The 17,032-nt window shown below is 68.2% G+C and carries 17 protein-coding genes and 2 pseudogenes; 8 read left to right on the forward strand and 11 right to left on the reverse strand.

Annotation, left to right across the window (positions count from 1 at the left end):
* Positions 1-6: 6 nt before the first annotated feature.
* Positions 7-1,104 carry a FecCD family ABC transporter permease gene (locus tag ACV22Z_RS26255; protein WP_448079192.1) on the forward strand — a complete coding sequence of 366 codons (1,098 nt, stop codon included), beginning with the start codon at positions 7-9 and terminating at the stop codon, positions 1,102-1,104.
* Positions 1,105-1,258: 154 nt separating this feature from the next.
* The gene (locus tag ACV22Z_RS26260; protein ID WP_448079193.1) at positions 1,259-2,080 is read left to right on the forward strand and encodes a heme ABC transporter ATP-binding protein; all 822 of its coding nucleotides are present in this window, start codon (positions 1,259-1,261) and stop codon (positions 2,078-2,080) included.
* Between the two features lie 36 nt (positions 2,081-2,116).
* On the opposite strand, the gene ACV22Z_RS26265 is transcribed toward ACV22Z_RS26260, so the two are convergent.
* Positions 2,117-2,728, reverse strand: coding sequence for a trimeric intracellular cation channel family protein (locus ACV22Z_RS26265; protein WP_448079194.1), 612 nt, complete (start codon positions 2,726-2,728; stop codon positions 2,117-2,119).
* A gap of 35 nt (positions 2,729-2,763) precedes the next feature.
* Positions 2,764-3,318, reverse strand: a pseudogene (locus tag ACV22Z_RS26270) (penicillin-binding transpeptidase domain-containing protein); the annotation flags it as partial.
* A 187-nt stretch (positions 3,319-3,505) separates the two neighbouring features.
* On the opposite strand from ACV22Z_RS26270, the gene ACV22Z_RS26275 reads away from it, so the two are divergent.
* Positions 3,506-3,670 carry a hypothetical protein gene (locus ACV22Z_RS26275; RefSeq protein WP_448079195.1) on the forward strand — a complete coding sequence of 55 codons (165 nt, stop codon included), beginning with the start codon at positions 3,506-3,508 and terminating at the stop codon, positions 3,668-3,670.
* Positions 3,671-3,673: 3 nt separating this feature from the next.
* A pseudogene (locus tag ACV22Z_RS26280) lies at positions 3,674-4,015 on the forward strand (LysR substrate-binding domain-containing protein); the annotation flags it as partial.
* A 172-nt stretch (positions 4,016-4,187) separates the two neighbouring features.
* On the opposite strand, the gene ACV22Z_RS26285 reads toward ACV22Z_RS26280, so the two are convergent.
* The 5 genes from ACV22Z_RS26285 to ACV22Z_RS26305 form a co-directional block, all read right to left on the reverse strand.
* Positions 4,188-5,024: a bifunctional allantoicase/(S)-ureidoglycine aminohydrolase gene (locus ACV22Z_RS26285; RefSeq protein ID WP_448079196.1), complete on the reverse strand. Its 837-nt coding sequence runs from the start codon at positions 5,022-5,024 to the stop codon at positions 4,188-4,190.
* Positions 5,025-5,707: 683 nt separating this feature from the next.
* Positions 5,708-6,145, reverse strand: a complete 438-nt coding sequence (locus tag ACV22Z_RS26290; protein WP_448079197.1) for a hypothetical protein — start codon at positions 6,143-6,145, stop codon at positions 5,708-5,710.
* A 403-nt stretch (positions 6,146-6,548) separates the two neighbouring features.
* The gene (locus ACV22Z_RS26295) at positions 6,549-7,208 is read right to left on the reverse strand and encodes a methyltransferase family protein (protein ID WP_448079198.1); all 660 of its coding nucleotides are present in this window, start codon (positions 7,206-7,208) and stop codon (positions 6,549-6,551) included.
* A gap of 391 nt (positions 7,209-7,599) precedes the next feature.
* Entirely contained in the window at positions 7,600-7,764 is a 165-nt protein-coding gene (locus ACV22Z_RS26300) for a hypothetical protein (RefSeq protein WP_185732302.1), read from the reverse strand.
* Positions 7,765-8,043: 279 nt separating this feature from the next.
* Entirely contained in the window at positions 8,044-8,463 is a 420-nt protein-coding gene (locus ACV22Z_RS26305) for an HIT family protein (RefSeq protein ID WP_448079199.1), read from the reverse strand.
* Between the two features lie 285 nt (positions 8,464-8,748).
* Between ACV22Z_RS26305 and ACV22Z_RS26310 the strand changes: the two genes are divergently transcribed.
* Together ACV22Z_RS26310 and ACV22Z_RS26315 are read left to right on the forward strand one after the other, a co-directional pair.
* Positions 8,749-9,930 (forward strand): hypothetical protein, encoded by a 1,182-nt coding sequence (locus ACV22Z_RS26310; protein ID WP_448079200.1) that lies wholly within the window; start codon positions 8,749-8,751, stop codon positions 9,928-9,930.
* A gap of 521 nt (positions 9,931-10,451) precedes the next feature.
* Positions 10,452-11,855, forward strand: coding sequence for a serine hydrolase domain-containing protein (locus tag ACV22Z_RS26315; protein WP_448079201.1), 1,404 nt, complete (start codon positions 10,452-10,454; stop codon positions 11,853-11,855).
* A 108-nt stretch (positions 11,856-11,963) separates the two neighbouring features.
* On the opposite strand, the gene ACV22Z_RS26320 is transcribed toward ACV22Z_RS26315, so the two are convergent.
* The gene (locus ACV22Z_RS26320; protein ID WP_448079202.1) at positions 11,964-12,587 is read right to left on the reverse strand and encodes a glutathione S-transferase family protein; all 624 of its coding nucleotides are present in this window, start codon (positions 12,585-12,587) and stop codon (positions 11,964-11,966) included.
* 429 nt (positions 12,588-13,016) lie between these two features.
* Here ACV22Z_RS26320 and fabV point away from each other — a divergent pair, with 429 nt between their 5' ends.
* Positions 13,017-14,219 carry an enoyl-ACP reductase FabV gene (fabV, locus tag ACV22Z_RS26325; protein ID WP_448079203.1) on the forward strand — a complete coding sequence of 401 codons (1,203 nt, stop codon included), beginning with the start codon at positions 13,017-13,019 and terminating at the stop codon, positions 14,217-14,219.
* Positions 14,220-14,300: 81 nt separating this feature from the next.
* Here the strand turns inward: fabV and ACV22Z_RS26330 are convergent, their stop codons facing one another.
* Positions 14,301-15,005, reverse strand: coding sequence for an SDR family oxidoreductase (locus ACV22Z_RS26330; protein ID WP_448079204.1), 705 nt, complete (start codon positions 15,003-15,005; stop codon positions 14,301-14,303).
* 348 nt (positions 15,006-15,353) lie between these two features.
* Here ACV22Z_RS26330 and ACV22Z_RS26335 point away from each other — a divergent pair, with 348 nt between their 5' ends.
* Complete coding sequence (locus tag ACV22Z_RS26335; RefSeq protein WP_448079205.1) at positions 15,354-15,938, forward strand: TetR/AcrR family transcriptional regulator; 585 nt, start codon at positions 15,354-15,356, stop codon at positions 15,936-15,938.
* Positions 15,939-15,960: 22 nt separating this feature from the next.
* Here ACV22Z_RS26335 and ACV22Z_RS26340 read toward each other — a convergent pair whose 3' ends face one another.
* Complete coding sequence (locus ACV22Z_RS26340; protein ID WP_448079206.1) at positions 15,961-16,539, reverse strand: hypothetical protein; 579 nt, start codon at positions 16,537-16,539, stop codon at positions 15,961-15,963.
* A 140-nt stretch (positions 16,540-16,679) separates the two neighbouring features.
* Positions 16,680-16,970: a hypothetical protein gene (locus ACV22Z_RS26345; protein ID WP_448079207.1), complete on the reverse strand. Its 291-nt coding sequence runs from the start codon at positions 16,968-16,970 to the stop codon at positions 16,680-16,682.
* Positions 16,971-17,032: the final 62 nt, after the last annotated feature.

Genomic DNA, 17,032 nt, shown 5'->3' on the forward strand with positions numbered 1-17,032 from the left:
GCGCCGATGTCCGTTCATGCCTCCTCCTTCTCCGCCGGACCACGCACGATATCGCGCGGCGCTGCCCGCCTGGGCGCGTCGCGCCGGTTCGCGCCGCTCGCGCTGGCCGTGCTCGCCGCCATGGTCGTCACGGCGGCCATTGCCTCGCTGTGCGTTGGCGCGTATCGCATTTCGCCCGCCGAACTCTGGGCCGCGCTGACCGGCGACACCGCCGCGCAGCAGGCGCGCGCGGTCCTGTTCGAGATCCGCGCGCCGCGCGTCGCGCTTGCGCTGCTGGTCGGCGGCGGATTCGGCGCGGCCGGCGCCGCAATGCAGGCGCTGTTCCGCAATCCGCTCGCGGATCCGGGGCTCGTCGGCGTATCGAGCGGCGCGGCGCTCGGCGCGACGACGATGATCGTGCTCGGCCCCGTGCTGTTCGCCGCACAGGCCGGCGCGTTGCCCGTCGCCGCGCTGCCGGTCGCCGCATTCTCGGGCGCGCTCGCGGTCGCCGCGCTCGTCTATCGCCTTGCCGCGTCACGTGGCCGGCTCGCGCTGCCGCTGCTGCTGCTCGCGGGGATCGCGATCAACGCGCTCGTCGGCGCGGCGATCGGCCTGCTCACGTTCGTCGCGGACGACGCGCAGCTGCGCTCGCTGACGTTCTGGAGCCTCGGCAGCCTCGGGGGCGCGCAGTGGCCGGCGCTCGCGGCGGTCACGCCATGCGTCGCGATCGGCTGCGCGCTGCTTGCGCGCGAACGCGACGCGCTGAATGCGCTGCAGCTCGGCGAAACCGAGGCGCTGCACCTCGGCGTGCCCGTGCCGCGCCTGAAGCGCCGCGTGCTCGTCGCGGTTGCGCTTGCCGTCGGCGCGCTCGTGTCGTGCGCCGGCGTCATCGGCTTCATCGGCCTCGTCGCGCCGCACTGCGTCCGCCTCGCATGCGGCCCCGACCAGCGGATCGTGCTGCCCGGCGCCGCGTTGCTCGGCGCGCTGCTGACGCTGGCCGCCGATCTCGCGGCGCGCACCGTCGCCGCGCCGGCGGAGCTTCCGCTCGGCGTGCTGACCGCGCTGCTCGGCGCACCGTTCTTTCTCGCGCTGCTGTGGAAAAACCGCAGTGCGCTCGGCGGATGAGCGAGCCGGACGTCATTGCACAAGCACGGCCCACCGATCCGCCCCACCCTGCCGGAGATTGCCTTGTCATCACTCGCATCGACGATCAACGACGCATTGCCAGGCGCGGCGTAACGCCCGCGCCACTTCCCGCGCCAGCCACTCCTTCACGACCATGCTGATCGCCCACCAGCTCGAAGTCGCGCGCCGTCGCGCCGTCATCCTTCGCGACCTGTCGCTGTCGATCGAACCCGGCCGCGTCACCGCGCTGCTCGGCCGCAACGGCGCGGGCAAGAGCACGCTGCTGAAGACCTTCGCCGGCGAGCTGACTGGCGGCGGAGCGCCGAACGGCGTGCGCGTCTCCGGGCGCATCACGCTGAACGGCGAGCCGCTCGCGCGCATCGACGCAGCACGGCTTGCGTGCCTGCGCGCCGTGCTGCCGCAGGCCGCACAGCCGGCGTTTCCGTTCAGCGTCGACGAGATCGTGCTGCTCGGCCGCTATCCGCATGCGCGCCGCAGCGGCGCAGCGTCGCACCGGGATCGCGACATCGCATGGCGCGCGCTCGAACGCGCGGACGCGCACATGCTGGTTGGCCGCGACGTCACGACGCTGTCGGGCGGCGAATTCGCGCGCGTCCAGTTCGCGCGCGCGCTGGCGCAGCTGTGGCCCGACGATGGCCATGACGCGGCACGGCCCCGCTACCTGCTGCTCGACGAACCGACCGCCGCGCTCGATCTCGCGCACCAGCACCGGCTGCTCGACACCGTGCGCACCGTCGCGCACGAATGGGGGCTCGGCGTGCTCGCGATCGTTCATGACCCGAACCTCGCCGCGCGACATGCGGACCGCATCGCGATGCTGGCCGACGGCACGATCGTCGCGCACGGCCCGCCGCGCGACGTGATGACGCCCGCGCATATCGCGCGCTGCTATGGATTTGCGGTCAGGATGGTCGAGACCGGCGACGGGTCGCCGCCGGTGATGGTGCCTGCATGAGGGCCTGTTCACGCCTGCAACAGGCTGCGTCACCCCTCAATGCTCGACGTCAGCCACACCAAACGTCCGCATCTTCCAGCCAAGCCGCACCGCAAGCATCCGCATCGTGAAGCCGGCCACGAGCGCAACCACCGTCGCGACGCCGGCATCGACACCCAGGTGCTGCATGCCGACATAGAGCGTGCCCGTGAAGAACGCGACGCTCGCATACAGTTCCTCGCGCAGGATCAGCGGCATTTCGTTGCACAACAGGTCGCGCAGCATCCCGCCGCACACGCCGGTGATCGCGCCGGCGAGCACGACGATGATCGGTGCGTTGCCCGTCTTCGCGCCGATGTCGCAGCCGATGATCGTGAACGCCGCGAGGCCGACCGCGTCGACGGTGACGAACAGCGTCTTCATTCGCGCAAGACGGCGCGCGACGCCCGATGCGCACGTCGCCGCGGCAAGCGTAATCACGAGATACTCGGGATGCGCGATCCAGCCGAGCGGATAGTGGCCGAGCAGCACGTCGCGCACGGTGCCGCCGCCGAGCGCCGTCACCGCGCCGACGAGCGCGAGCCCGAAGCGGTCCATTCCACGCCGCATTCCCATCAGCGCCCCCGACATCGCTTCCGCGACGATCGCAATCAGATAAAGCGTATGCATGTCGCGTCGCCTCAGTCGTCGGTGCGGAACAGGTCGAGCACGCGCGTGCCGGCCGCGGGCGGCGCTTCGAACAGCACGCCGCCATGCCGCTGCTTCACCGACGCGATCAGGCGCGGCTCGAGCCGCATCCCGGCGTTCGCGAATACCGCATACGCGCTCGCCAGCTCGAGCGGCGTCACCGCGCCCGACCCGAGCGCAAGCGGCAGCGACGCGGGATTGCGCCGCGCATCGAAACCGAAGCGCATCGCATGCTGCTGCACGTACTGCGGATCGGCAGCCTGCATCAGGCTGACCGCAACGAGATTCTTCGAGCGCACGAGCGCGCGCCGCACCGGGATGAAGCCTTCGTAGTGGTTGCCGAAATTGCGCGGTCGCCACGGCTGCGCGCCGGTTTCCGCGCGGGTCAGCGTGCGCTGCGTGTCGTCGACGAGCACGCCCGGGAAGTAGCCCTTCTCCAGCGCGGCCGAATAGACGAACGGCTTGAAGCTCGAACCCGGCTGGCGGTACGCCTGCAGCGCATGATCGAACACGTTGCGGCTGAAATTCGCGCCGCCGACGAGCGCGAGCATGTCGCCGCTCGCCGCCGGGCGATAGACGGCCAGATGTTCGACGGACGGCAACTGCGTCCAGATCCTGTGGATCGTCCACGCGCCGATGCCGGCGCACGCGACCATCAGCCCGAGCAGCACGCCCGCGAGCATGCGCCAGATGCGGCGGCGCGACGGTGCGGAGTCCGGCGGTGCGGAGTCCGGCGGCGGGGAAGTGGAGGTGTCGGTCATGTCGGATCCCTTGTTCGATGCGGCGACGGCATGGCGCAAGCAGTCGCCATCCATCGCGAAAGGCGCGCATTGTCGAAGGGATACCGCGAATCCGGAACATTCTTTAGCCAATGTTGGGCTGGCCAAATTTTATTTAGGAAAGGATTGCGTGCCGATCACATAAGTCGGCGACGCTGCGCTGCTGCTCTTGCACGACTCCGATGCGACCGGATGGCGCGCATGGTTCGATACACTGGACATCCCGCTCAAGCCACGCGCCCAGGATCGCCGTTTCGAGGACTACACGCTCGTACTCGCAGCAGCCGAGGCAGGACTCGGCGTGGCGCTGGCGCGCACGCCGCTCGCCGACGCGTATCTGAAGCGCAGCGGCCTCGTTCGCGTGAGCCGCCACGAGGTCGCCTCTCCGCTCAGGTATTACCTCGTGCACGCCAAGGGCGAGAGCCGGCAGGAAGTGCTGGCGCTGATCGAGCGGATGCAGAAGGCGCTGGTGACGCTGCCGCCCGCGTAGGCGGGACAACAACGGCCGGGCTCGAACATCATCCGTCTCGCAGATCCGCCGCCTCGCACCGACTCATCCTGACGATCTGTCCTGTGTTCCCCGGCATTCCGCGACGATCCAGACAAAAAGCCCGCCGGCTTGCACCGGCGGGCCTGTCCTGCGGACACGCAATACGCGCTGTTTAGCGCGGCGCGTTCAGCGTCAGGTTCATGTGACGGTTCACGTCTTTGTACAGCAGGTAGCGGAAGCGGCCGGGGCCGCCCGAGTAGCACGCCTGCGGGCAGAACGCGCGCAGCCACATGAAGTCGCCCGCTTCGACCTCGACCCAGTCCTGGTTCAGGCGATACACGGCCTTGCCCTCGAGCACGTACAGACCATGCTCCATCACGTGCGTTTCGGCGAACGGAATCACGCCGCCCGGCTCGAACGTGACGATGTTCACGTGCATGTCGTGACGCATGTCGCTCATGTCGACGAAGCGCGTCGTTACCCAGGCGCCGTTGGTGCCCGGCATCGGGATCGGCTCGACGTCCTGCTCGTTGGTCACGAACGCTTCCGGCAGCGGGATGCCGTCGACGGCCTGGTAGCGCTTGCGGATCCAGTGGAAGCGCGCGGCGGCGTCGCTGACGTTGTGCAGCGTCCAGTTCGCGCCCGGCGGAATGAACGCGTAGCCGCCCGGCTTCAGCACGTGCTTCGAACCCTGCAACGTCAGTTCGGCCTCGCCTTCGACGACGAACAGCACCGCTTCGGCTTCCTTGTCCTGCTCCGGCTTGTCGCTGCCGCCGCCCGGGTTCACTTCGACGATGTACTGCGAGAAGGTTTCGGCGAAACCCGACAGCGGGCGTGCGATCACCCACAGGCGCGTGTTGGTCCAGAACGGCAGCCAGCTCGTGACGATGTCGCGCATCACGCCCTTCGGAATGACCGCGTACGCCTCGGTGAACATCGCGCGATCGGTCAGCAGATCGGTCTGCGGCGGGTGGCCGCCATGCGGCGCGTAATACGTTGTCTTAGACATAATCATCCAGGCAATGGGTTGGTCCGGTTCCGGTGCACACGATGTCCGGGGCGCACGCGTGGGGCACGCATGCGGCGGCGGAACGCCGGTGCCGGGAACACTTGGAAGCGGATCGGCTTCCGGTCGGTCGGCCAGGTTTCGCGACGGGCCCACCCGGTTCGGCGGGTGGTCGCGGCTACGCTCAGCGGCCCGCTCGATCACGTCGCTACGCAACGGCATCGGGCGGTATGGCGCGGCGGGCACGGTCTGATTCCGTACGCGAGCAGCGTTGACGATATCGGAGTCGGTCGCGATTCACCAATTAAATGTTGCGATGGATTGCATTCGCTTTTGCACTACCTTGGCGGCGCGTGAGGGTGTGCGAAAGCTTGAACGCGTGATTACGCTTGAATGCGTGAACGCTTGAATGCTTGAATGCGCGAATGCGCGAATGCGCGAATGCGCGAATGCGCGAATCAGGATGCCGCACGCATCGCGACTGCGACGGCGGGATCAGGACACACGCACATGGCGTGCGGATCGGGAAACGATCGGGATAGCTGGCGAAGCGTGGAAAATGACGAGGCCCGGAATCGCAAGCGGTCGTGCCGCCTGGCCGGGCCATTCGGTTGCGTGGCCGCTTCACGCGATCCGGTGCGCGGGTTGTTGCGCACCGCTCGCGTCAGCGTGCCACGCGGGGACGATCAGTCCCAGTCGCGGTGATGATGATGCTTGCGATGACGATAGCCGTGACCGTCACCGTCGCCGCCGTACGAGTTGCGCGACAGGTTGCCGCCGAGCGCCGCGCCTGCGCCGCCGCCGACTGCTGCGCCGAGCAGGCCGCCCGAGCGGCCGCCCATCGCGTTGCCCGCTGCGGTGCCGGCACCGCCGCCGAGCGCGCCGCCGATGATCGCGCCCGTGCGCTCGTGACGGTTCGCCGTCACCGCGCCGCCTGCGCCACCGCCGATCGCGCCGCCGATCACCGAGCCGGTGCGACCGCCGACCGCGCCGCCGACTGCCGCGCCGGCGACCCCGCCGAGCGCGCCACCAAGCGCGTTGTTCAAATCGTTAGCTGCTGCCGGCAGCGCAGTCGCGCCAGCAAGAGCGGCGACGACGAGGGTGGGGGCGATCTTCTTCCACATGCCCGTTTCTTCCTTGTTCGCAATCTGTTGATCGAGGGTTCGCTCTGGTATGACGATTCGTGCTGACCGGCCCGTGAGAAGCACTGTATCGGGTGCCGGACGAAATCATTTCAATGAGCTTGCGGCGAAGAATAGCATCGGTCCCTGGCGCTTGCCCCGAACATTCTGGTAACAAGTTGTGTGCCGATCGGAAAGGCTTACCGCATGTATCGTGCCCGGTCTGGAAACCCGCGCCGGCACGGGTTTCCGCGTGCATCGGCGCAAGTTCGGACCCTGTTAAATGTCCGCTTCGCGGCGTTGTGCGAATGCAACCGGCGCGCGTGATACACACGCCGGCACGCAGGCGCGACGTCATGCGACGGCATGCGTTATCACATGCGTCGCTGTACCGGTTCGCAAAGGGTCAGTAGATGCCGGGAATCAGCCGCCACGTCCGCGCGAAATACGCGTCGTATTCGGCGCCGAAATGCGCGCGCAGCAGCGCCTCCTCGGAACGGATGCGCGCGACGAGCGGCACGAGCGTCACCACGACCAGCAGCACGCCGACGCCGGAGCGGAACGCGAGCGCCCAGCCGAGCGCATTGACGAGCAGGCCGAGATAGCTCGGGTTGCGGATGGTCCGATAGATGCCGTCCGTCACCAGCGTATGGCCGGGCTGGATCGCGACGAGCCCGCTGAAGCGGCGGCCCAGCACGAACACGGGCCACATGCGCAATGCACCGCCGGCGCAGTACAACCCGACGCCGGCCCAGCGCACCGTGTCGCCGTCGAACGTCCAGAAATCGAGCCGGTCGGTGTACGCAGGCAGGAACGCGGATGCAAAGCCGATCGCTGCAAACACCGCGAGCACCCAGCGGTTGTCGCGCGCCTCGCGTTCACCGGTGCTCAGGTTGCCGGGGCTGAACAGCGCGACGACCACCATCACGAGCGTGACGATCGCGATGACGGTCAGTGACGGATGGGAAAAGTACGCGGCGAACCCGCCGATGCCGACGATCGAGAGCCACAGGTAGACAAGCGTGGTGACGATCGACAGGATCGCGACCTTCGGTGATTGCGTCATGGCTGCCTCGCTTGAGCGCACGCTTTCCGCAGAAGTATAGGACGCGAAGCCTATGACATTGCGCGGCGCACGGCCGAGGAGAGGGGCAGGAAAAGGAGCCCGGCAGACCGGTGTGTGGTATGCGGCGTCAGGTGTGCGGTGTGCGGTGTGCGGTGTGCGGTGTGCGGCGTGCGGCGTGCGGCGTGCGGCGTGCGGCGTGCGGCGTGCGGCGTGCGGCGTGCGGCGTGCGGCGTGCGGCGTCAGCGAGCGTAGCCGGTGAGGTGAAACGTGTTGGGCCCGGCGTTGCGAGGCGCGCAAGCGCGCCACGCAACGCGCGATGCGCGAGCCGACGGCGTCGTCCGCTACCGCTTGTCACGCGGCATCGTGTCCCCGGCGGGCAACGAGCATCGCGTCAGCGAACGTGGAACACCCCGCCGATACCGATGCTGACTGGCGGCGCGTAGTAGGCCGGTGCATAGCCGTAATAGGCCGGCGCCGGCGCATAGCCGTAAGGCGGTGCGACGACGCAGCCGCACAGGCCGCTGATCAGGGCGAGCGTAACGAGAAGTCTGGACATGGGCTGGTTCCCGGCGCGAAAGACGCATGACACTTTGCGAAAGCCGCCTCGCCGTGACGCGAGGCGCACCCGATACGAAAGGGTCAGTCCGCCCTCCATATCACTCGATGAATCGATGCACCGAGTGTAGCGGCCGGCTCCCCTCGCCGAGTTTCGCGGGGCGTTACACCTGTTACCTGTTGTGACCGCTGAAACAATGCATCCGGCCAGCCGGGGCCAGCCCGGCGCGCCGCCGCGTGCATGCCGGGCGGCATCGCGTGGCGCGCCGTTCGCCCGCCGTTACACGAACTGTTCGCGGATGCGCTTCGCGATCGATTCGAGAGTTGCCGCATCGGCGATGTCGCGTGCGTGCATCCGCAACGCAACATCCTCCCAGCGCGGGATCACGTGGAAGTGCACGTGCGCGACCGTCTGGCCGGCCGCGCGGCCGTTGAACTGTCCGATGAACATGCCGTCCGGATTCAGCGCGCCGCGCACCGCCGCCGCAATGCGCTGCGTCATCCGGATGCACGACGCGGCGGATTCGGCGGACAGGTCGAAGATTTCCGCCGCGGCTTCCTTCGGGATCACGAGCACGTGCCCGTCCGCCTGCGGCATCAGGTCCATGATCGCGAGCGTGGTTTCATCCTCCGCGACCTTGACGCACGGCAGCTCGCCGCGAAGGATTTTTGCGAACGGGTTGTTGTTGTCGTAGGACATGGCAATTTCCGGATAACGATGGCTGGGAGAGTCGGTCGATTCCGGACGATTATCAGCCGATGGCGACCGGGATTTCAACCTGTCAGGCGGCATGGCCATCTTCGCAAACAATCGATGTCGGTTCGCATGCAATGCACGAAAACAGATGGAATAACCGCGTGCTGCAAACCGTTTACTCCGAGCGTCGGTTCACGCCGGAACGCCGCGAACCGGCGTCGGACGCCCATCGTCTGCGCTAGCCGGCAGCCGGGGCGATTTCTTATGGCCGTCAGAAGGAGTTGAACAATGAACCCACTTCCCTCCCGAGCTTCGCCCGACCCACCCGCTGCCAGCTTGCCGGCCTTCGCGCGCACCTCGCGCGCGATAGCGCGCACGCTACGTCGCGCGGCTTGCGGCGCCGGGCTGGTCGCGCTGTCGTCGACCGCCGCATGGGCAGGCGGCGAAACGATTCTGCCGCCGTCGGCCGTGATCTCGACGACCATCCCCACAAACGGCGACGTGAATCCGTACGGGATCGCGTTCGTGCCGCAGGGCGTGCCGGCATGGAGCACGCTGAAGCCGGGCGACGTCATCGTGTCGAACTTCAACAACAGTTCGAACGTGCAAGGCACCGGCACGACGATCGTGAAACTGACGCCCGGCAGCAGCCAGGCGACGACGTTCTTCCAGGGCAGCAACCTCGGCCTCACGACCGCGCTCACGGTGCTGCGCAACGGCTTCGTGCTGGTCGGCAACGTGCCGACGACGACAACCGGCGGGATCACCAACATCGGACAAGGCTCGCTGCTCGTCATCAATCCGCAGGGCACGCACGCCCAGCCACTGGTCGACCCCAGACTGCTGAACGGGCCGTGGGACATGACCGTCATCGATCGCGGCCAGCGCGTGACCGCGTTCGTGTCGAACGTCCTGGGCGGCAACGTCTCGCGGATCGACCTGATGTTCGACAGCAGCGGCGTCGCGACGATGCTGTCGAGTTCGACCGTCATTGCGGCGGGCTATAAGACAGGTCGCGATCCGAGTGCGCTCGTCCTGGGTCCGACGGGGCTCGCCTACGACCCGACCATCGACGTCCTGTATGTCGCATCCACAGCCGACAACGCAGTGTTCGCGATCCAGCATGCCGCGTCGACGAGCAGCAATCCCGGCGTCGGCCGGATGATCTACTTCGACAACATGCACCTGCATGGCCCGCTCGCGCTGGCGCTCGCGCCGAACGGCCATCTCGTGACCGCCAACGGGGACGCGGTCAATGCCGATCCGAATCAGCCAAGCGAAATCGTCGAGTTCACGGCGCAAGGCCGCTTCATCGCGCAGATGCAGGTCGATATCGTGGGGGGCGCGGCCTTCGGTCTCGCATTCGGACTCAGCAGCAGCAACCAGCCGCAGTTCGCAGCCGTCAACGACAACACGAACACCGCAACCGTCTGGACGCTACGTCTGGACAACAACGGCAACACCCGATAACGCGGTGAACGGGCGGGCCGCGCACGCCGCGTTGCGCCGGCGGTCCGCCCGAACGCAGGCAATGCGCATGCCGACGACATAGCCGACCGAGGCTGACACCGTTCGCCGCCGCGCGCATCGCCTGGCCGGCTTGCGGCAGCACCTGCCGCGAGCCGGCGTTTTTTCGTTGTGCCTGCCGGGACGATCTTTCATCCGTCCGGACGTCACCGGTCGCGACTGAGCATCCATCGTCACACGCGACGACCGCGATGCGCGCCGCGATCGAGCATGCGAGCCACCGCGCATCGCATACCGCCCTGCGCGCGTTGCGAAGCCGTGCCGCCCGTGCGTGGCCGCCGACAAACACGCCATCGCCACACTGTCCCGCGCCATTGACACACGCGATTCGCACACGCCGGGCAGCATGAACCCGGCGCGACGCCGCGCGGTGCCCCGCACGCGCCCGCGATTGCCACCGCTCGCCCGGACCTGCGACACTGCCGGTTCGTGGCCCGCCCGCAGACAACCGAGGACGCTCCCGCATGACGATCCCCTACAGGAAGCTGATGCTGCGCGGCGCCGCGCTCGTGCTGGCCGCCGGCGTCGGCTATGCCGGCTACACGCTGTCCCGCCTCGCGCCGATCGCGACCGGCTATGCGGCGAAGGCGCTGTGCTCGGGCGTGTTCGTGTCCGGCCGCCCGGCGTCTTCGGTGATCGACGTGGACATCATGGCGGGCGTCCACCCGCTGCTCAAGCTCGTGCATCCGTCGGTCGATGCTGAGCACCATCGCGCACGCGCGACCTTCGTTTGGTTCGCCGAACGCGAAGCCGAATTCCGGCCGGGGCTCGGCTGCACGCTCGCGCTCGGGCCATCGGCGAGCGCGCTGCCGGCTGCCGGCGTAACGGCGTCCGATCCGCCGTCGGCGCCCATGGCACCGGCCGTGCCGCCCGCCGGCGTGGACGCCCGCAAGCTGCAGGCCGCGATCGACAGTGCGTTCGGCGAGCCCGATCCGGCGCGGCCGCGCCGCACGCGCGCGGTCGTCGTGCTGTATCGCGGGCAACTGATCGCCGAGCGCTATGCGCCCGGCTTTTCCGCGGACATGCCGCTGCCCGGCTGGTCGATGACCAAGACCGTGACCGCCGCGCTGATCGGCATGCTCGTTGCGCAGCACAAGCTCGCGCCGGACGCGTCGGCACTGCTGCCCGAATGGCGCGGCAGCGGCGATCCGCGCGCGCGGATCACGCTCGACGAACTGCTGCGCATGACGAGCGGCCTGCGGTTCAACGAGGATTACGACGACCCGCTGTCCGACGTCGCGGTGATGCTGTTCACGCAGCCCGACACGGCCCGGTTCGCGTCGGCCAAGCGGCTCGCCGTGGCGCCGGGCACGCGCTGGCATTACTCGAGCGGCACGAGCGCGATTCTCGCGCGCGTGATGCGCGAGGCCATGGGCGGCACCGAAGCCGACTACTTGGCGTTCCCCCACCGCGCGTTGTTCGTGCCGCTCGGGATGCGTCACAGCGTGTTCGAGCCCGATCCGGCCGGCACGCTGGAAAGCGCGTCGTTCATGTACGCGAGCGCGCACGACTGGGCGCGGTTCGGGCAATTCCTGCTGCTGGACGGCGTGTGGGACGGCAAGCGCCTGCTGCCCGAAGGCTGGGTGCGCTACATGGCGCGCGCGACGCCGCAGGCGCCGCGCCGGGATTTTGGCGCGCATCTGTGGGTGAAGGTGCCGGAGCCGTTCAACGACAGCGGTCCGCACGCGCCGGCGCTGCCGGCCGACGCGTTCCATGCGGTCGGGCACGAAGGGCAGTTCGTCAGCGTGGTGCCGAGCCGGCAGCTCGTGGTCGTGCGGCTCGGGCTGTCGCGGCCAGAGTCGGCATGGAATCACGAAGCATTCCTCGCGCGCGTGCTCGATGCGATGCCGGCGGCGCCCGGCGCGTGACGGCGGGCCTGCTCGCGGCGCCGCCGCGGGGTTCCGGCGTCGGCGCGCGTCGACAGCGCGCGCGGCCGGCAACGAGGCCGCGGCGCACCGCGCGTTTCACACCGCGCATCAGGGGTTCGCGCTGCCGCAGTAGGTTTTGAAGCCGTCGCGCGTCGCGAGACGCTCGACATAGCGCGTGAGCGCCGGAAAATCCGGATGCTCGAACGGCGTGCCGAACCAGCGGTTCACCGACAGGCCGATCGGAATGTCGGCGAGCGTGAAATGGTCGCCGGCCACGAACGCGCCGGTCGCGTCGAGCTGCGCGTTCAGCACGCGCATGTGCTTCGTCCAGTTCGCGATCGATTGCGCGATTGCGGCGGGGTCCTGGTGATCGGGCGACTTCCTGACGAGGCCGAGAAACGCCGACGCCCACGCACGGTTCAGGTCCGATCCCTGCCAGTCGATCCATTGATCGATCCGCGCGCGGGCCTGCGGCTCGGCCGGATAGAGCGACGCGTCGCCGTAGCGGTTCGCGAGGTAGCGGATGATCGAGTTCGATTCCCAGAGGACGAAATCGCCGTCCTTGATGACCGGCACGAGGCCGTTGGGATTCAGCGCGAGATAGGCCGGGTCGTTGGTCGAGCGGAAACCCGCCCCCCACTCCTCGTGTTCGAACGGCAGGTTCAGTTCGGTGCACAGCCACAGCACCTTGCGCACGTTGATGGACGGGGTCTTGCCGAGGATTTGCAGCATGCGGGCTCCTTGTGAGGTCGGGTGCGGAAATTCCGGGACGTGCGGGCGTCCCGAATTCCGTTCCGTCGAATTTATACACGACCTCATGAAATACGACATGCGAGAACGCGCACCGACTGCGATGCCATTCACATCGGGCCATTCACGAATGGACACCGCGCCCCGATTCCGATGACATCCGAACTGTGGGTCCGCACCGTGAGCGGCATGCGGTTCCGCCCGACGTCGGCCCGCATCGCCCGGCGGGACCGGCGGGCCCGACCGACCGCGTGCCCGCAAGCCCCGCCCTTCGCGTGCAGGGATCCGTCCCCCGCCGGTGCCGCGGCGGGCGCCCTGATCGCCCGCGCGCCGCCGCGTCGGCCGCTGCTTCCATTACAATGCGCGGACTTCGCCGTTTCCAGGCCTTCCGCTTTTACACAAGAGGTTTCCATGATCATCAAACCGCGCGTGCGTGGCTTCATCTGCGTGACGACGCATCCCGTCGGCTGCGAAGCCAACGTCAAGGAACAGATCGACTACGTGACTTCGCACGGCCCGATCGCGAACGGCCCGAAGAAGGTGCTCGTGATCGGCGCATCGACCGGCTACGGCCTCGCCGCCCGGATCAGCGCCGCGTTCGGCTCCGGCGCGGACACGCTCGGCGTGTTCTTCGAGCGCCCCGGCAGCGCGACGAAGCCCGGCACGGCAGGCTGGTACAACAGCGCCGCGTTCGAGAAATTCGCGACCGCAAAGGGCCTGTATGCGCGCAGCATCAACGGCGACGCGTTCTCCGACGCCGTCAAGCAAGCGACGATCGACACCATCAAGCGCGACCTCGGCAAGGTCGACCTCGTCGTCTACAGCCTCGCTGCACCGCGCCGCACGCATCCGAGGACGGGCGAAACCATCAGCTCGACGTTGAAGCCGATCGGCAAGTCGGTCAGCTTCCGCGGCCTCGACACCGACAAGGAAGTGATCCGCGAAACCGTGCTCGAGCCGGCGACGCAGGAAGAGATCGACGGCACCGTCGCGGTGATGGGCGGCGAAGACTGGCAGATGTGGATCGACGCGCTGCAGGAAGCCGGCGTGCTGGCCGACGGCGCGAAGACGACCGCATTCACGTATCTCGGCGAGCAGATCACGCACGACATCTACTGGAACGGCTCGATCGGCGAGGCGAAGAAGGATCTCGACAAGAAGGTGCTCGCGATCCGCGACACGCTGGCCGGCCACGGCGGCGATGCGCGCGTGTCGGTGCTGAAGGCGGTCGTCACGCAGGCGAGCTCGGCGATCCCGATGATGCCGCTCTACCTGTCGCTGCTGTTCAAGGTGATGAAGGAGAAGGGCACGCACGAAGGCTGCATCGAGCAGGTCTACGGGCTGCTCAAGGACAGCCTGTACGGCACGAAGCCGCACGTGGACGACGAAGGCCGCCTGCGCGCGGACTACAAGGAGCTCGATCCGGAAGTGCAGTCGCGCGTCGTGCAGCTCTGGGACCAGGTCACCAACGACAACCTGTACGAGCTGACCGACTTCGCCGGCTACAAGACGGAGTTCCTGCGCCTGTTCGGCTTTGCGATCGCCGGCGTCGACTACGACGCCGACGTGAACCCGGACGTGCAGATTCCCGGCATCGTCGACCTGACGGCCTGAGCGGCGCACGCCGCCCGATGCCCGTCTTGCGCCGCGTGGCGCAAGACGGGCCGCACGATGTCCACCCGACGGGCGGCGCGCTCAGGACACCGCGCCATCGTGCAGATACACCCCTTCCGACAGCGCCTGCTTCACTTGCCGGGTGCGTTCGTCGGTGACGACCTCCTCCGCCCCCGCCTCGAGCGCGTCGTATGCCTGGCGCACGACATCGGCCGGCGCCGCCTTCGGCACCTGCAGATCCCGCGTCAGATCGGTGTCGATGAACCCCGCATGCAGCCCGATCACCTGCGTATGCTGCTCGCGCAGCGAGTGACGCAGCCCGTTGGTCACTGCCCACGCGGCGGCCTTGGACACGCCGTAGGTCGACAGCTGCGACCGGTTGATCCAGCTCGCGACCGACAGCACGTTCAGCAGCGCGCCGCCGCCGTTGTCGCGCAGGTTGCCCGCGAACGCGCGCGCCATCGACAGCACCCCGAACACGTTGGTTTCGAAATGATCGCGCAGCGCGACAACCGCGTCCGGATCGACCAGGCTGCCCGCGTGCGCGATGCCCGCGTTGTTGACGAGCAGCGTGACGTCCCGGCACGCGTCGGCCGCCGCCGCGACGCTCGCCGGATCCGTGACGTCGAGCTTCACGGGCACGACGCCCGGCAGCGTCACGGCGGCCGGATCGCGCGCGCCCGCATACACCTTCTTCGCGCCTCTTGCGAGGGCCTCTTTCGCGAACTGCAGGCCGAGCCCGCGGTTCGCACCCGTGACGAACACGACAGCGCCTTCGATCTTCATGGTCCTTCCTTGTAGCGTCGCCGGATTGCACGCCCGCCGACACGCGGCACGCACCAAATCCGGTGGAAACGGAGTTGCGTTGAATACCGATTAGCCGCGCCGCGCAACGGGGAGCCCCAGGTGATGCCGACGGACTTCCCTGCCGCGCTCGCGCCCCAAAAGACCGCGATCGCCCGACACCCTGCCTGCCGCAGCCCCTTCGCGGTTCGCGCGAAGTCGGCTAAACTCGATGTCAATTGCGATCACCATTGTCTTGCGGCGGATTGTGTCAGCCGGTTTTGGCATTGTCAATGGTGAACGCCATTGTGATTTTCAATGAACGTGATCGTAGAAAACAGGGAGTGATCGATGGGCGTATCGAGGCAGCAGGCGGCCGAGAACCGGAGCGCGATCGTCGCGGCGGCTGAGAGACTGTTCCGGGCACGCGGCGTCGACGCGGTCGGGCTGACGGAATTGATGAAGGAAGCCGGCTTCACGCAAGGCGGCTTCTACAACCACTTCAAGTCGAAGGACGCGCTGGTGGCCGCCGTGATGGACAAGGCGATGCAGGATCGCGCAGATTCGCCCGCGGGCGGTGAGCTGACGGCGCAGGTCGCCCGCTATCTGTCCGCCGAACATCGCGACAACGTCGGCGCCGGATGTCCGCTTGCAGGCTTCGCCGGCGATGCGCCGCGGCTGGGCGAAGCCGCGCGCGAATGCTATGCGGGTGGCCTGGCGGCCTATCTCGACCGGCTCGCCGAGCGGGTGGCGACACAGGGCAAATCGGCACCGGACAGCCGGCGCGACGCGCTCGCGGTCTTCAGCCAGATGGTCGGGGCGCTGCTGCTGTCGCGCGCGATCGCCGACGTCGATCCGGCGCTCGCCGACGAGATCCTCGACGCGGGGCGCACGTCGCTCACCGGCGCGCTCGACAACCCGGCCGCAAGGGCGTGACGCGAGCGGCGACAGCCGCGTGTCATTGCACGGCGCGCGCCGCGCTCCAGAGATCGCGCGTGCCCAGCGCCGCGTGCCACGCGTCGAATTGCGCGCGCCACGATTCGAACGGTTCGCCGAGCGGGTGACGCGGGTCGCCGCTCAGCGAATACGCCATCCCTTCGATCAGCCAGCGCGGCTTGGTCGCCACGGCCACGTTGCCGAGCACCTCCGCCTGCCGGAAATGGATCAGCTCGTGCGCGAGGTAGAACGCCTGCCAGCCGCGCGGCGCGACCGCGACGCCCAGGTTGCCCACAGCCAGCGCCGCGCGCTTGCCGAGGCCAAATGCGTCGGCGCACGCCGGCGTCGTGCAGAACACCACGCGCGGCGTCTCCTGGAACCGTCCGACCGCCGCCGCCGCGTGCGCGTAGCCGTCGCGATACAGTTGCCGTGCGTCGCCGAGCTTCGCGGTGCCGTCCGTGCAGATGTCCGGTTGCGGACAGGTGACGCCGGAGATCAGCGTCGGCGCGACGACGCGCAGCGGCTTGACGAACGCGTACGCCGCGATCGGCAGCGCGATGAGAAGACCGGTGATGGCGATGGCGACGTGTCTGCGTTTCATCGGATTCGGCAGCTATTCGATCGGTGACGGTTGAAGGTGCCGGCGCTTTTGCGGTGCACGCACGATGCAGTTCGCGCATGACGGTCGGATGCGCTGCGTAAGCGGATACGTTGGCGTCAGGCGACGGCTTCGCCGGCTCGTCAGGTCGGCCTGACGAATTTCGCACGATATCGCGTTTCACGCGGCCCGGCGCGTCGCGCACCCTGTACGCAATCGCCATCGGCCGCACCGGTCGCGCCAACGACGAGGATGCGTCCGTACGTTTCGAGCCCGATCATGACGGCCGTGAACGCGTGCCGATGCTTCGCGAGCAGATAACGAAGCGCGGCCCATCGGCCGCATTCCTCGAACGGCCCGGCCGTGAACGCAGCCAGCACGAGCAGCGGCACGTGCCAGCGCGGAACGCGGGCGGCAACCCGCTTCCAGAACATGGCATTTCGACACTTGCCGTCCTAGACTTCGCCGCATGGCCAACTTTCAAACCGGCGTCAGC

Source organism: Burkholderia sp. PU8-34 (assembly GCF_053427725.1).

Bases quoted from the DNA above. Each gene is read 5' to 3' on its own strand.
- ACV22Z_RS26285 (WP_448079196.1), bottom strand. From the start codon at position 5,024: ATGTCTAAGACAACGTATTACGCGCCGCATGGCGGCCACCCGCCGCAG.
- fabV (WP_448079203.1), top strand. From the start codon at position 13,017: ATGATCATCAAACCGCGCGTGCGTGGCTTCATCTGCGTGACGACGCAT.
- ACV22Z_RS26330 (WP_448079204.1), bottom strand. From the start codon at position 15,005: ATGAAGATCGAAGGCGCTGTCGTGTTCGTCACGGGTGCGAACCGCGGG.
- ACV22Z_RS26275 (WP_448079195.1), top strand. From the start codon at position 3,506: ATGTCGGATCCCTTGTTCGATGCGGCGACGGCATGGCGCAAGCAGTCG.
- ACV22Z_RS26335 (WP_448079205.1), top strand. From the start codon at position 15,354: ATGGGCGTATCGAGGCAGCAGGCGGCCGAGAACCGGAGCGCGATCGTC.
- ACV22Z_RS26295 (WP_448079198.1), bottom strand. From the start codon at position 7,208: ATGACGCAATCACCGAAGGTCGCGATCCTGTCGATCGTCACCACGCTT.
- ACV22Z_RS26305 (WP_448079199.1), bottom strand. From the start codon at position 8,463: ATGTCCTACGACAACAACAACCCGTTCGCAAAAATCCTTCGCGGCGAG.
- ACV22Z_RS26320 (WP_448079202.1), bottom strand. From the start codon at position 12,587: ATGCTGCAAATCCTCGGCAAGACCCCGTCCATCAACGTGCGCAAGGTG.
- ACV22Z_RS26310 (WP_448079200.1), top strand. From the start codon at position 8,749: ATGAACCCACTTCCCTCCCGAGCTTCGCCCGACCCACCCGCTGCCAGC.
- ACV22Z_RS26340 (WP_448079206.1), bottom strand. From the start codon at position 16,539: ATGAAACGCAGACACGTCGCCATCGCCATCACCGGTCTTCTCATCGCG.
- ACV22Z_RS26260 (WP_448079193.1), top strand. From the start codon at position 1,259: ATGCTGATCGCCCACCAGCTCGAAGTCGCGCGCCGTCGCGCCGTCATC.
- ACV22Z_RS26255 (WP_448079192.1), top strand. From the start codon at position 7: ATGTCCGTTCATGCCTCCTCCTTCTCCGCCGGACCACGCACGATATCG.
- ACV22Z_RS26290 (WP_448079197.1), bottom strand. From the start codon at position 6,145: ATGTGGAAGAAGATCGCCCCCACCCTCGTCGTCGCCGCTCTTGCTGGC.
- ACV22Z_RS26265 (WP_448079194.1), bottom strand. From the start codon at position 2,728: ATGCATACGCTTTATCTGATTGCGATCGTCGCGGAAGCGATGTCGGGG.
- ACV22Z_RS26315 (WP_448079201.1), top strand. From the start codon at position 10,452: ATGACGATCCCCTACAGGAAGCTGATGCTGCGCGGCGCCGCGCTCGTG.
- ACV22Z_RS26345 (WP_448079207.1), bottom strand. From the start codon at position 16,970: ATGTTCTGGAAGCGGGTTGCCGCCCGCGTTCCGCGCTGGCACGTGCCG.
- ACV22Z_RS26300 (WP_185732302.1), bottom strand. From the start codon at position 7,764: ATGTCCAGACTTCTCGTTACGCTCGCCCTGATCAGCGGCCTGTGCGGC.